13 protein-coding genes are annotated in these 12,923 nt (G+C 63.9%); 7 read left to right on the top strand and 6 right to left on the bottom strand.

Annotated elements, in window-relative coordinates; translation table 11 throughout:
- The first annotated feature begins 61 nt into the window (after positions 1 to 61).
- The 4 genes from AK81_RS03130 (at position 62) to AK81_RS03145 (ending at position 4,833) form a co-directional block, all read left to right on the top strand.
- A complete protein-coding gene (locus tag AK81_RS03130; RefSeq protein WP_043196703.1) occupies positions 62 to 499 on the top strand; it encodes a MarR family winged helix-turn-helix transcriptional regulator in 438 nt (145 codons plus the stop codon).
- Between the two features lie 117 nt (positions 500 to 616).
- Complete coding sequence (locus tag AK81_RS03135) at positions 617 to 2,395, top strand: phosphoethanolamine transferase CptA (RefSeq protein WP_081042004.1); 1,779 nt, start codon at positions 617 to 619, stop codon at positions 2,393 to 2,395.
- A gap of 244 nt (positions 2,396 to 2,639) precedes the next feature.
- On the top strand, positions 2,640 to 3,308 hold the full coding sequence (locus tag AK81_RS03140) for a TetR/AcrR family transcriptional regulator (RefSeq protein ID WP_043196705.1): 669 nt from the start codon (positions 2,640 to 2,642) through the stop codon (positions 3,306 to 3,308).
- A 10-nt stretch (positions 3,309 to 3,318) separates the two neighbouring features.
- The gene (locus AK81_RS03145; RefSeq protein WP_043196706.1) at positions 3,319 to 4,833 is read left to right on the top strand and encodes an MDR family MFS transporter; all 1,515 of its coding nucleotides are present in this window, start codon (positions 3,319 to 3,321) and stop codon (positions 4,831 to 4,833) included.
- A gap of 18 nt (positions 4,834 to 4,851) precedes the next feature.
- On the opposite strand, the gene AK81_RS03150 is transcribed toward AK81_RS03145, so the two are convergent.
- From AK81_RS03150 to AK81_RS03165, 4 genes are read right to left on the bottom strand one after another with little or no spacing between them, the layout of a single operon-like run.
- A complete protein-coding gene (locus AK81_RS03150) occupies positions 4,852 to 5,388 on the bottom strand; it encodes a PqiC family protein (protein WP_043196708.1) in 537 nt (178 codons plus the stop codon).
- Positions 5,389 to 5,399: 11 nt separating this feature from the next.
- Entirely contained in the window at positions 5,400 to 7,040 is a 1,641-nt protein-coding gene (locus AK81_RS03155) for an intermembrane transport protein PqiB (protein ID WP_043196709.1), read from the bottom strand.
- Complete coding sequence (locus AK81_RS03160) at positions 7,040 to 7,669, bottom strand: paraquat-inducible protein A (RefSeq protein ID WP_043196710.1); 630 nt, start codon at positions 7,667 to 7,669, stop codon at positions 7,040 to 7,042. Before AK81_RS03160 ends, AK81_RS03155 begins: the two co-directional genes overlap by 1 nt.
- Positions 7,666 to 8,262 (bottom strand): paraquat-inducible protein A, encoded by a 597-nt coding sequence (locus AK81_RS03165; RefSeq protein WP_043196712.1) that lies wholly within the window; start codon positions 8,260 to 8,262, stop codon positions 7,666 to 7,668. The genes AK81_RS03160 and AK81_RS03165 overlap by 4 nt, the downstream gene beginning before the upstream one ends.
- 145 nt (positions 8,263 to 8,407) lie before the next feature.
- Between AK81_RS03165 and AK81_RS03170 the strand changes: the two genes are divergently transcribed.
- The gene (locus AK81_RS03170; protein WP_043196713.1) at positions 8,408 to 8,881 is read left to right on the top strand and encodes a YMGG-like glycine zipper-containing protein; all 474 of its coding nucleotides are present in this window, start codon (positions 8,408 to 8,410) and stop codon (positions 8,879 to 8,881) included.
- A gap of 48 nt (positions 8,882 to 8,929) precedes the next feature.
- On the opposite strand, the gene AK81_RS03175 is transcribed toward AK81_RS03170, so the two are convergent.
- Positions 8,930 to 9,835 (bottom strand): LysR family transcriptional regulator, encoded by a 906-nt coding sequence (locus tag AK81_RS03175; RefSeq protein ID WP_016500346.1) that lies wholly within the window; start codon positions 9,833 to 9,835, stop codon positions 8,930 to 8,932.
- 215 nt (positions 9,836 to 10,050) lie between these two features.
- Between AK81_RS03175 and AK81_RS03180 the strand changes: the two genes are divergently transcribed.
- Both AK81_RS03180 and AK81_RS03185 read left to right on the top strand, forming a co-directional pair.
- On the top strand, positions 10,051 to 10,437 hold the full coding sequence (locus AK81_RS03180; RefSeq protein WP_043196714.1) for a VOC family protein: 387 nt from the start codon (positions 10,051 to 10,053) through the stop codon (positions 10,435 to 10,437).
- 36 nt (positions 10,438 to 10,473) lie between these two features.
- Positions 10,474 to 11,043 (top strand): hypothetical protein, encoded by a 570-nt coding sequence (locus AK81_RS03185; protein WP_043196715.1) that lies wholly within the window; start codon positions 10,474 to 10,476, stop codon positions 11,041 to 11,043.
- Between the two features lie 130 nt (positions 11,044 to 11,173).
- On the opposite strand, the gene AK81_RS03190 is transcribed toward AK81_RS03185, so the two are convergent.
- Positions 11,174 to 12,847 (bottom strand): MFS transporter, encoded by a 1,674-nt coding sequence (locus AK81_RS03190; RefSeq protein ID WP_043196716.1) that lies wholly within the window; start codon positions 12,845 to 12,847, stop codon positions 11,174 to 11,176.
- Between the last annotated feature and the right edge of the window lie 76 nt (positions 12,848 to 12,923).

Below are 12,923 nucleotides of genomic sequence, written 5' to 3' on the forward strand. Positions count from 1 at the left end.
AGAAGGAAAATACGTCAAACTGTTTGACCGAAATTACGCTGCCGCTTACGGATAAGTCAATATGATTGACCTTAAAAACCCAGCCTCCCAACAACAGGCGATGGAAGCCTTTTTCTTTGGCTACCAGGCATTCACCGCGAAGGCAGACGAAATGCTCGAACGCCGAGGCCTGGGCCGCGTGCATCAACGCATCGTGTTTTTCGTCGCGCGCTATCCGAACCTGAGCGTGAAAGACCTGCTGGCCTTGCTCGGGGTCAGCAAACAGGCGCTGAACATGCCGATGCGCCAGTTGACGGAAATGCGCCTGGTGGAGAGCGTGGCCTGCGAGACAGACAAACGTAAGCGTTTGCTGACCCTGACCGAGGAAGGCGCACGCCTGGAGCACCTGCTGCGGCGCGAGCAGGTGAAGTTGCTGGAACGGGTGTTCGCAGAAGCCGGGGAAGACGCGGTAAACGGCTGGCTGGCGGTGAACATGGCGCTGGGTAACAGCCGGGCCTAACTGCGACAGCCCGTGATACCCGCCGCGTTGACGTTATTTTCACACGCCGCAGATTAGCGTCACGCCCTTTCCGGTCACGGGCACATCCGCTGGCCTCCAAGGTACGACGAGGCATACGTGTCACACACTACATCCCCCGCCGCGCACAAGCGTGTGGACTGGGCCGGCCTGGGCTGGCTGCTGCTGTTCTTCTGGTACTTCTCCGGCGTCACCCAGGCGTTGCTGCTGTTCAGCGGGACTACCGGCTTCGCCGGTTTTCGCGATGCGTTCTTCCTCAGTAGCCTGTGGCTGGCCCCAGTGCTGCTGTTGCCCCGCTTCACCCGCGCCACGGCGGCCGTCATCGGCCTGGTGCTGTGGGCGGTATCGCTGGTGGGCTTGAGCTACTTCGGCATTTATCGCCAGGAGTTCTCGCAAAGCGTCATCTTCGTGATGTTCGAGTCCAATACCGCCGAAGCCGGTGAATACTTCAGCCAGTACTTCAGTGTATGGCTGGGCCTGGCGCTGCTGCTGTACACGCTGGTGGCGGTGCTGCTGTGGAAGCGCGTGCGCCCAGTCAACCTGCCCCTGCGCAGCCGCCTGCCGGTGGTGGCCCTGTTGCTGGTCGCCAACCTGGTGTACCCGTTCTACAAGCAGATGGTCACCCAGGAGCGCAACTTCGCCGATGCCGCCGAAAAAGTGCAGCAGCGCATGGAACCCGCCGTGCCTTGGCAACTGCTGGTCGGCTACCGTCAGTACCTTCAGCAACTGGACAACATGCAGAAGTTGCTGGCGCAGAACGCCGCGTTGCCGCCCCTGCAAAACCTGAGTGACAGCAGCGGTACGGCGCCACGCACCTTGGTGCTGGTGCTGGGCGAGTCCACCACCCGCGAGCACATGCACCTGTATGGCTACAACCGCGACACCACGCCCAACCTGGACGCGCTGGCCGCCAGCGACAAGGGCCTGACGGTGTTCCGCGACGTGGTATCGCCACGCCCGTACACCATCGAAGTGATGCAGCAGATCCTCACCTTTGGCAACGAGCAGAACCCGGACCGCTTCCTCACCGACCCGTCGCTGATCAACCTGATGAAACAGGCAGGCTACAAGACCTTCTGGATCACCAACCAGCAGACCATGACCAAGCGCAACACCATGCTGACCACCTTCTCGCAGCAGACCGATGCGCCGGTATACCTGAACAACCAGCGCAACCAGAACGCCAGCCAGTACGATGACGTGGTGCTGGCGCCGTTCGAGGCGGCCCTGCAAGACCCTGCGCCGAACAAGTTCATCATCGTGCACCTGCTGGGCACGCACATGGACTATCGCTTCCGCTACCCGAACGACTATGCGCACTTCACCGACAGCCAGGGCGTGCCGAAAGCGCTGACGCCAGACCAGGTAGAAACCTACAACTTCTACGACAACGCGGTGCGCTACAACGACTACGTAGTATCGAGCCTGATCAAGCGTTACTCGGCCGGCAGCCCCAATGGCTTCCTGGTGTACCTGTCCGACCATGGCGAAGACGTGTACAGCTCCGGCAACCACGACCGCCTGGGGCGCAACGAAGGGGCGCCGACCCGGCCGATGTACACCATCCCGTTCCTGCTGTGGACCTCGCCCAGCTGGCAGGCCGAGCACCCACGTGACTTGCAGGCAATGGCCAGCCGCCCTTACAGCAGCTCGCACCTGATCCATACCCTGTCCGACCTGGCCGGGCTGAGCTACGACCGCTTCGAGCCGGCCAAGAGCCTGGTGAGCCCGCAATTTGTGGTGGCACCGCGCTGGATCGGCGACCCGTACCGCAAGGATGGCTTGCGCGAGTTCGACCACCTGCCGCTGGACAAGCCCGAGCAGGTGCAGGAAACGGCCAGTAGCGGCAAAGGGCACGAGGGCAAAAGCCTGAACTGAATGTTGCGCGGTTGAGATTGCCGGGGGCGCTTTGCGCCCCTTTCGCGACGCAAGGCCGCTCCTACAAGGGATCGCACCAGCCTAGGCTAACGCAATCCCTTGTAGGAGCGGCCTTGCGTCGCGATGGGCTGCAAAGCAGCCCCCAGGGCCCTAAGCCTCTCATCACATAACTTAAATTTAAATTGATTTTAAATTAAGCATCAGCCACGCTCTGCCCATCTTCCTGGCTTGCAGAGTACCCATCATGTCCGCAGCCCCCCGCGAACCCCGCAAGGACGGCGCCGTCACCCGTACGCGCATCCTCGAAGCCGCCGGTGAACTGTTCGCCGCGCTCGGCTACGCCGAAACCAGCAACAAGGCCGTCGCGGCAAAGGCCGAGGTCGACCTGGCCTCGATCAATTACCACTTCGGCAGCCGCAACGGCCTGTACCTGGCCGTGCTCGACGAGGCTCGCCAACGCTTCCTCGACCTCAGCGACCTGCAACGCATCACCCAAGGCAACCAGGCGCCAGCCGAAAAGCTGCGCGTGCTGGTGGAACTGGTGGTGCACAAGGCCACCCAGGCCCGGGACAACTGGCACTTGCGGGTACTGGCCGCAGAAATCCTCGCCCCCAGCCCCCATGGCCAAGCGCATCTGCAGGCCGCTGCACCCCTGCGGTTGTCACTGCTCAAGGGGCTGTTCAGCGAGGTCAGCGCCATCCCTGTCGACGAACCGGCCCTGACCCGCTGCATCCTGTGCGTCACGGCGCCCTGGGCGATGTTGCTGATCGGCCCGCGCGGCGGCTCCGGGGCGCTGCACGAGATTCTGCAGATGCCCAGCGAGGCCGTTGCAGCGCAGCTTTACCGCTTTGCCCTGGCAGGCCTGCAGGACGCTGGCCAACAGCATGCCCAGGCCCACGCCACACCCCGTTGAGGTAAGCCCCGTGCAACCTGTATCCACTGATACCTCCCCCGCCGTAACGGACGCGCAAACCTCCATCCCGCTGCTGCTGGCAGCGCTGATGCTGGTGATGTTCCTGGCCGCCCTCGACCAGACCATCGTCTCGACCGCGCTGCCGACCATCGTCAGCGACCTCGGTGGGTTGCGCTGGCTGTCGTGGGTGGTCACCGCCTACCTGCTGGCCTCCACGGTGGTGGTGCCGCTGTATGGCAAGTTCGGCGACCAGTTCGGCCGCAAGCGCGTGCTGCAGGTGGCCATCGTGCTGTTCCTGCTGGGCTCGGCCTTGTGTGGCGCGGCACAGGACATGGCCCAGCTGATCGCCTTCCGTACCCTGCAAGGGCTGGGTGGCGGCGGCCTGATGGTGGTGGCGATGGCCGCTATCGGCGATGTCATCCCGCCTGCCGAACGTGGCCGCTACCAGGGCCTGTTCGGGGGCGTGTTCGGCCTGGCCACGGTGGTAGGGCCGCTGATCGGCGGTTTTCTGGTCGAGCAGCTGTCGTGGCACTGGATCTTCTACATCAACCTGCCCCTGGGCCTGCTGGCGCTGCTGGTGATCGGCAGCGTGTTCCGCCCGCACGTGGCCCTGGTACGGCATACGGTGGACTACATCGGCGCGTTCTTCCTTACCGTGGCCTTGGCTGCCCTGGTACTGATAACCAGCCTCGGCGGCAGCCTGCTGGCGTGGCAGTCGCTGGACATGCTGTGCCTTTCGCTGTTCGCCCTGATCGGCCTGGTCGGCTTCGTTGTGGAACAACGCCGCGCCGCCGAGCCGATCATGCCGCTGCACCTGTTCCGCCATCGCACCTTCGTGCTTGCCGGGCTGATCGGTTTCATCGTCGGGGTGTCGCTGTTCGGCGCCGTCACCTTCCTGCCGCTGTACATGCAGGTGGTAAAGAACGCCACGCCCACCAGTGCCGGGCTGCAGATGCTGCCGCTGATGGGTGGCCTGCTGGTGGTGTCGGCGATTACCGGGCGGCTGATCAGCCGCTGGGGGCGTTACCGGGTGTTCCCGATTATCGGCACCCTGCTGCAAGTGATTGCCCTGGGCCTGCTCAGCCGGCTGGAGCTGGACACCCCCATGGCGCTGATGAACCTGTACATGGGCTTGCTGGGTGCCGGCCTGGGTATGGTCATGCAGGTGCTGATCCTGGCCGTGCAGAACAGCGTCGAATTGCGCCACATGGGCGTGGCGACCTCCGGGGCCACCTTGTTCCGCTCGATTGGCGGCGCCATTGGTGTGTCGCTGTTCGGCGCCCTGTTCTCGCATGCCTTGCTGGGCGGCCTGGGCAGTGATTTTGCCGCCAGTGCCGGGGGTGCCGCGAGCCTTTCGCCGGCCGCCGTGCATGCCCTGCCCGCTGGCCTGCAGCACAGCTATCTGCAGGCGTTTTCCGGGGCAATGCATGGGGTGTTCCTGCTGGCCGGGGTGATCACCAGCGTGGCTTTCGCACTGTCCTGGCTGCTGCGCGAAGTGCCGCTGCGCAAGGCCACGCAGGCGTGAACACAGGTCGACAGGCCTTCAGGCAGAGGGCGAGCAGCTACCGCGACCGGCACTGCCCCTTACCGCCTCGGCCAGCTTGCGCAGGTTGGCCTGGTGCGCATTCACCAGGCTGGTGATGCTGTTGTCAGCCGCAGTCTGCACCGAGGTGCGGCAGGTCAGCTCAGCCTGCCCCACCAGCTTCAGGCGCCACACGGCTTCCAGCGAGGCATAGCGCCCCGGCACCGTATCGAAGCGCTGTACGTCCACCCGCAGTGCCGCCTTGGCGCCACCCGCCGGCCCTCCCAACTGGTCCTGCAAGGCGCTGCGAAACTCATCTACCAGGTTGGCACCCCACCATTCGGTCTCAAGAATGGCCAGGCCACTTTGCCCTTGGCGCACCACCAGTTGCGGGCGGTCCACCTGGGGCGGCACGACTACCCGGGTCACCTGGATGTGCTGGCCGCTGTCACGCATCGGCTCGTTCGGCACCAGCGTGTGGTAGTTGTTCGGCGTACTGCTGCAGCCCCCGAGCCACACCAGCAGGCTGGCCACACACGCATTGCGCAGTCGTTGCATCGGCTGTCTCCTCAGGGTTCAAGCTCTGCGGCCCCGGCCGCTTTTGGCCGCCCACGAATAAGCGACTCGGGGTGCCGGCCCAGGTAGTCGGCAAGGTCACGCAGCGAACGCGACATGCGCTCCAGTTCGTCCAGTGTTTCGCCCATCCGCTCGCGCTGTGGCGAGTCCTCGGAAATGGCCGAATTGGCCGTGCGCAGGGTTTTGTGCACTTCGTCCAGCGCTACCTTCACATCCGGCAGCGTCTGGCCATTGAATTGCTTGAGGCTGGCGCGCAGCTCACGCAGGCTGCCGTCCAGGTTGCTGGCGATGCTTTCCAGCGGCAGCTTGGCAATGCGCTCGACCACCCGCTGCAGTTGCTCCTGCAACTGCTCCAGGCTGCCCGGCAAGGTGGGGATGGTGATGGGGTTGGCGGCCATGTCGAAGGCCACCTTGGGGGCATCCGGGTAGAAGTCCAGGGAGATGAACATCTGCCCGGTGATCAGGTTGCCGCTACGCGCCTGGGCCCGCAGCCCGTGCTCGACGAAGGTGCCGATCAGCTGCCGCGCCCCATCCATGTCGCCCTCGGTGTGCTTGAACACCGCCAGCATCTTGCGATGCACCGGCCCCAGCCGCTGCGGGTAGATCACCGCATCGACCACCACCGGGAACGACTGCCGCTCGGCGTCGTAGTCAAGTTTGATCGAGGTGACCCGGCCAAACTCCACGCCCTTGAATTCCACCGGCGCACCCACCGACAGGCCGCGCATGGCCTGGTCGAAGCGCAGCTGCAGGTATTGCGCCTGGCCATTGGGCGGGGCCAACGCAGAGTCTCGGTCGGCAAACAGCTGGAAGCGGGCCTGATCGGCAGCAGGCTCGGCCTGCGGGGCAAAATCGGGCGAGCCAAAGGCCAGCCCGCCCACCAGGATCGATGACAGCGATTCGGTATCGACCTTCAGGCCGTTGGCGCCAATCTGCATGTCGACACCACTGGCATTCCAGAAGCGGCTATCAGCGGTGACGAAACTGTCGTAGGGGGCCTGTACGAACACGCCAATCTCCACCCCCTTGCCATCGTCCTGCAGGGCAAAGGACACCACCTCACCCACCGGGATCTTGCGGTAGTAGATCGACGAGCCGACATCCAGCGAGCCCAGGTCGCTGGCGGTGAGGAAAAAACGCTTGCCCTTTTCGTCGAAGGTAATCGGCGGCGGCAGTTCCAGGCCGACAAAGGACTTTTCCGGTGCTTTCGATTCGCCGGAATCGGCCCCGATGAAACTGCCCGACAGCAAGGTATCCACCCCGGAAATCCCGCCCACACCAATGCGCGGGCGCACCACCCAGAAGCGCGCGCCTTCGGTGGCGAACGCGCGGGCATCGTCGGACAACTGCACCTTGGCGACCACGCTTTTCTTGTCGTCGGCCAGGTCCACCGTCGTGACTTCGCCAATCACCACGCTGCGGTACTTGACCTGGGTCTTGCCCGCCACCAGCCCCTCCCCCGAGTGGAAGGAAATGGCAATGACCGGGCCCTGCTGCATCCAGTTGCGCACCACCAGTGAAGCGCCAATCAGGATCGCCAGGATCGGCACGATCCACACCAGCGACACACTCCAGCGCCGGGTGCGTACCTCAACCTGGCCTGCGCCCTCGCGCTCGTCAGTCTGTTGCCCCATCAGTGCGGCCTCCCCTCGTTGGCATGGCTATCCCAGATCAGGCGTGGATCGAAGCTCATCGCAGAAAACATGGTCAGTACCACCACCATGCCAAAGAACAGGATGCCCACCCGCGGCTCGATGGTGCCCAGCCCGCGCAACTGCACCAGCGCCGCGACCAGCGCCACCACCATGACATCGAGCATCGACCAGTAGCCGATCAGCTCGACGAAGCGGTACAGCTGCGAGCGTTGCCGGCAGGCCCAGGTGGAACGCTGCTGGACGGTGAACAGCAGCAGGCCGAGCGAGAAGAACTTGATGGCAGGCACCCCCACGCTGGCAATGAAGATGATCAGCGCGATGTCCCAGGCGCCGGCCTCCCAGAACTCCAGCACACCACCACCAATGGTGCTGTCACTGCCACTGCCAAGCATTTCGGTGTGCATCACCGGCAGCAGGTTGGCAGGGATGTAGAACACCAGCGCCGCCAGCAGAAACGCCCAGCCCCGCGCGATGGCATTGGCCTTGCGCCGGTGGATGGCGGCGCCGCAGCGGATGCACCTGTGCGCGCCGCTGCTCAGGTCACAGGCCTGGCCGCAGCCATGGCACAGGCACAGGCCCAGCTCGTCGGCGTTGGCCGGGCAATTCATACCTGCACCCACAAGTCGCGAATGTCCTTGCCGGCGATATGGATGATCAGCATGCTCAGCGCGGCCAGGGCCAGCAGGCCGATGCCGGGGATCACATCGAGCAGCCCGGCCAGCTTGATCACTGCCACCATGGCGCCCAGCAGGCACACCTCCAGCATGCTCCACGGCCGCAGGCTCTCCAGGCCGCGCATGCACAGGGCAAAACCGGGGGCACGCTGGCCGGCCAGGGCAAAACTCAACACCCAGCACAACAGGGCAATCTGCAGCAGCGGCGCAAAGATGATCGACAGCGCCATGACCAGGGCGATGAAGGTGATGCTGCCATGGCTGAGGATCTGCACCGCATCCCACAACGTCGCCGAGTGGGTGAGCCCCTGCATGCCGATGGTCATCACCGGGTAGGCGTTGGCGAACACCAGCAGGATGCCGCCGGTCACACTCAGGGCCAGCCGCTGCTCGATGGTCAGTGACGTGTGCCGGTACAGCACGCCGCCACAGCGCTGGCAAAGGGCACGCTGGTGCTTGAGCAAAGGCGCACGCTGGTACACCGTGTCGCAGTACTCACAGATGATCAGATCTTGGGGCTGGGTCATGGCGTGTCCACGGGTAGCCCGACGTGAGGGTCACATGCAATGGCGAACTCTGATATCCGGTGTAGACCATGCAGGCAAATCCGCCATCCCCAACCGATGACGGACTATCCTGTGAAACGGGCTTTCTGCCCGGTGGAGGTGTGCCATGCGTACGTTCACGTGGAGTTACCTGCTGGTGCTGGTGTGTGCCGCATCGGCAGCCCAGGCGCAGTCGGTCGTGCCGCTCAAGGGCCAGAGCAGCCAGCAGATGCAACTGGACATCAACGATTGCAACACCGTCGCTACCAACGCCGCGAACAGCACCGCGACGTCCAGCGAAGCCCACGTCGGTGGCCGGGTGCGTGGGGCGGCAGCAGGTGCCGCCGCGGGTGCAGTGGGCGCGCAGGTGCGCGGCAACCAGCACGACGAGCTGTATGACCGGGCCAGTGACGATGCCAAACAGCAATACCGGCAGAACCGTGCCGGCGAAACGGCCGCCGCCGGTGCGGCAGTCGGCGGCATGCGCCAGCGCCAGGACCGGCGACAGGATCGGCGCAGCCAGGACCAGGCTAAAACCCAGGCCCATGCCAGTGCCTACAGCGGTTGCCTGCAAGGGCGCGGCTATCAGGTCAACCCTTGATCAGCGGGCACGCCATGCGCCTGGATCGTACAGCATGGCGTGCCAGCTTCAGAACTTGGCCAGCTCTTCTCGACAGAACTCGACGAACAGCTGTGCAGGTTTGGTCAGTTGCACCCGCTTCAACCACGCTGCCGCCAGCCCCGACAGCGCCACCGGCTCGGCGATATCCAGCAGGGCCAGGCGCTGGCCGTCGTAGGTGTATTCCGAATGCGGTCGGGTCACCAGCAGCGAAAAACCGAAGCCCTGCCCGACCATGCCGCGCACCATCTCGATCGACGGCGAGCTGAAGACGATGTTCGGCGTCAGGCCCATCTCGTTGAACAGGCTGACGAAGTAGGTGCGGCTGGGGGCAACGTCCAGCAGGATCATCGGCTCCGGGCACAGGTCGCGCAGCGATACCTGGGCCTGGCCGGCAAAGCGGTGGTTTTCCGGCAGCAGCACGTAAGGCTTTTGCGGCGGCATCAGCGGCTCAGCTTCGATGGTGCCGTCCAGGTCATGGTCGTAGAGAAACGCCAGGTCGAACGTTCCGGCCGTCAGGCCCTGGATCAGTTCCTGCTGTTCGCCGTCGCGCAGGCGGATATCCACGCCCGGGTAACGCTGGCGAAAAGCGGCGATCAGGCGCGGCAGATACAGCGGTGCCACGGTTTCGAAACAGCCGATGTCAATCTGCCCTGCCACGGTGTCGTTGTCAGCCAGGGCGTTCTGCTCGAATTCGTGGGCCATCTGCAGCAGCGAACGGGTCTTGGCGTAGAAGCGCTTGCCGCTGGGCGTCAGCGACACGCCCTGGGCATGGTGGCGAATGAACAGCTGCACGCCGAAGCTTTCTTCCAGGCTCTTGATGGCCGTGGAAATGGACGGCTGGGCGATGTACAGCTGGCGCGAGGCCTCGGCAACGCTGCCGGCCTCCACGGTGGTGACGAAGTACTTGAGTTGTCGCAAGGTATAGGCAGCCACGGGCACCTCTTTGACGCCGGTCTGGGCGCGCTGGGAACATGCCTGACACTTTAACCCCGCTCGCTGGCGGACGGGGGCCGGGTGATGAAGGATTTACCTATGGCTTGAGCAGTTTTTTTGTAGCGCGATGGCCTGAGTCTGGGAAGAGCTGCTGGCCAAATACACCCGAACGTCTTTACTGATACCCAACGGCCCCAGCAATACGGAGTGCGCCTATGAAGATCGTGGTCACCAGCATTCTCGTCGACGACCAGGCCAAGGCCCTGGCCTTCTACCACTACGTACTCGGTTTCGAACCCAGGCACGACATCCCCATGGGCCGGCACCGCTGGCTGACGCTGACCTCCCCCAACGATCCCAACGGCGTCGAGCTGTTGCTGGAGCCCGACGCGCACCCGGCGTCCAAGGTGTACAAGGCCGCGCTCAAGCAGGATGGCATCCCTGCCACCTCGTTTGGCGTGCGCGATATCCAGGCCGAATACACCCGTCTCTGCGCGGCGGGCGTGCAGTTCACCCAGCCGCCCACCGACCTGGGCCCCGTCACCGTGGCCGTGTTCGATGACACCTGTGGCAACCTGATCCAGATCGCCCAGAAACACTGACAGCCCCACCCCAACGCGCACCAATAAGGAAAACAGATGCGCCACGAATTCAGCGAAGTGCTCAACGACCTGGTCGATTACTTTCTGCTGGGCGATATCCAGCTGCTTGAACGCTTCAAGCAGGAGCATGAGCTACCGGACGACCTGGCCTACACCTTCACCCACGGCGACAGCGGTGACAAGGCGGTGCGCGAAGGCATCGTCCTGCCGCTGGCCGGGGTCGACAACCTGCCCTACCGCATCCTGTTTACCCTCGATGGCCATACCCCGGCCCTGCGCGAAGCCGGCAGCCGCCTGAAGCACCGGCGCAATGGCTATGTGCTGAAGGTCGAGCACGGGGCGCTGATGCTGTACACCTGGCGCATCCTGCAGCACTTCACGCCCAAGACGCTGGGTGACCTGATTGCCCGCTACCAGGTGCCGGGGCGGCCGATCATCGAGCTGGACAATGGCTGGTATGACGTGGAGGTGCTGGCGGGGGCGCTGGTGCGCGACGGGTTGTACGAGCCGGCGTTCGAGTTCGTGTTGAAGAAGCGCTGGAGCCGGGGTGAAGCTGCGGATGTGGATACCGGGTATGCCTTTGGCCTGCGCGGCTACTTCGATTGATTCATGGCCTGTGCCGGCCTCTTCGCGGGCTCGCCCGCTCCCACAGGTACAACACAAGCCGTGAAATCTGTGTTGTATCTGTGGGAGCGGGCGAGCCCGCGAAGAGGCCAGCACAGCTGCACCATCAGTCTCAGTTGATATCCCGGTCCTTCGTTTCCGGCAGGAAGAAGATCCCCAGCACCGCCGTCATCACCGCAACCACGATGGGGTACCACAAGCCGTAATAGATATCCCCGGTCGCCGCCACCATGGCAAACGCCACCGTCGGCAGGAAGCCGCCGAACCAGCCATTACCGATGTGGTAAGGCAGCGACATCGAGGTGTAGCGGATACGCGCAGGGAACAGCTCCACCAGCCAGGCGGCAATAGGGCCGTAGACCATGGTCACGTAGATCACCAGGATGGTCAGCAACAACAGCACCATCGGGTAGTGGATCTTCGCCGGGTCGGCCTTTTCCGGGTAGCCGGCTTCTTTCAATGCACCACTCATGGTGGCGGTAAACGCCTCGCTCCGCACTTTGAAGTCCGCTGCGGCCATGCTGCTGCCTTCAAAGCTTGGCAGTACCCGCTCACCGATACGAATCTGCGCCACGCTGCCAGGTTCGGCCGCCTGGTTGGTATAGGGGATGGCGCGCTTGGCCAGCAGGCTCTTGGCAATGTCGCAGGAGCTGGTGAATTTGGCCTTGCCCACCGGGTCGAACTGGAACGCGCACTGGCCAGGGTCAGCCACCACCACCACCGGGTTCTGCTCCTGGGCAACGAACACATCCGGGTTGCCGTACTCGGTCAACGCCTTGAAGATCGGGAAATAGGTCAGCGCAGCGATGATGCAGCCGGCCATGATGATCTTCTTGCGGCCAATGCGGTCAGACAGGCTGCCGAAGAAGATGAAGAATGGCGTGCCGATCAGCAACGAGCCGGCAATCAGCAGGTTGGCCGTCTGCGGCTCGATCTTGAGCGTCTGCAACAGGAAGAACAGCGCATAGAACTGCCCGGTGTACCACACCACTGCCTGCCCGGCAGTGCCGCCCAGCAGCGACATGATCACCACCTTGAGGTTGTCCCAGCGGGCGAACGACTCGGTCAGCGGCGCCTTGGATGCCTTGCCTTCGGCCTTCATCTTCATGAACACCGGCGACTCGTTGAGCTGCATGCGGATGTACACCGAAATCGCCAACAGCAGGATCGACAGCAGGAACGGCACCCGCCAGCCCCAGGCCTCGAACACCTCTGTACCCATCACGGTGCGGCAGGTCATGATCACCAGCAGCGACAGGAACAGCCCCAAGGTCGCGGTGGTCTGGATCCAGGCGGTGAAGAAGCCGCGCCGGCCCTTGGGTGCATGTTCAGCCACGTAGGTAGCCGCGCCGCCATACTCGCCACCCAGGGCCAGCCCTTGCAACATGCGCAGGGTAATCAGGATGATCGGCGCAGCGACGCCGATCGAGGCGTAGCTGGGTAGCAGGCCCACCAATGCGGTAGACAGGCCCATGATGACGATGGTGATGAGGAAGGTGTGCTTGCGTCCGATCATGTCGCCCAGGCGGCCGAACACGATGGCGCCGAACGGCCGCACGGCAAAGCCGGCGGCAAAGGCCAGCAAGGCGAAGATGAACGAGGTGGTTTCATTGACGCCGGCAAAGAAGTGCTTGGCGATGATCGCGGCGAGGGAGCCGTACAGGTAGAAGTCGTACCATTCGAACACCGTGCCCAGGGATGAAGCGAAGATGACCTTGCGCTCCTCCTTGGTGATACCGCGTTGGGGCGCGCTACTGCCCGTGGATGCGCTGTCGATAACCGCCATGGGTTGCCTCCGTCAGGTCGTCATACAGGCCGGAGCACCTCACAACCACTTCACCGTCGCACCCAGGCCCTGGGGC

The organism is Pseudomonas putida W15Oct28 (genome assembly GCF_000708715.2).
In the GTDB taxonomy this organism is placed as follows: domain Bacteria; phylum Pseudomonadota; class Gammaproteobacteria; order Pseudomonadales; family Pseudomonadaceae; genus Aquipseudomonas; species Aquipseudomonas putida_R.

Bases quoted from the DNA above. Each gene is read 5' to 3' on its own strand.
- AK81_RS03170 (WP_043196713.1), top strand. From the start codon at position 8,408: ATGCGTACGTTCACGTGGAGTTACCTGCTGGTGCTGGTGTGTGCCGCA.
- AK81_RS03130 (WP_043196703.1), top strand. From the start codon at position 62: ATGATTGACCTTAAAAACCCAGCCTCCCAACAACAGGCGATGGAAGCC.
- AK81_RS03150 (WP_043196708.1), bottom strand. From the start codon at position 5,388: ATGCAACGACTGCGCAATGCGTGTGTGGCCAGCCTGCTGGTGTGGCTC.
- AK81_RS03180 (WP_043196714.1), top strand. From the start codon at position 10,051: ATGAAGATCGTGGTCACCAGCATTCTCGTCGACGACCAGGCCAAGGCC.
- AK81_RS03185 (WP_043196715.1), top strand. From the start codon at position 10,474: ATGCGCCACGAATTCAGCGAAGTGCTCAACGACCTGGTCGATTACTTT.
- AK81_RS03160 (WP_043196710.1), bottom strand. From the start codon at position 7,669: ATGAATTGCCCGGCCAACGCCGACGAGCTGGGCCTGTGCCTGTGCCAT.
- AK81_RS03155 (WP_043196709.1), bottom strand. From the start codon at position 7,040: ATGGGGCAACAGACTGACGAGCGCGAGGGCGCAGGCCAGGTTGAGGTA.
- AK81_RS03140 (WP_043196705.1), top strand. From the start codon at position 2,640: ATGTCCGCAGCCCCCCGCGAACCCCGCAAGGACGGCGCCGTCACCCGT.
- AK81_RS03165 (WP_043196712.1), bottom strand. From the start codon at position 8,262: ATGACCCAGCCCCAAGATCTGATCATCTGTGAGTACTGCGACACGGTG.
- AK81_RS03190 (WP_043196716.1), bottom strand. From the start codon at position 12,847: ATGGCGGTTATCGACAGCGCATCCACGGGCAGTAGCGCGCCCCAACGC.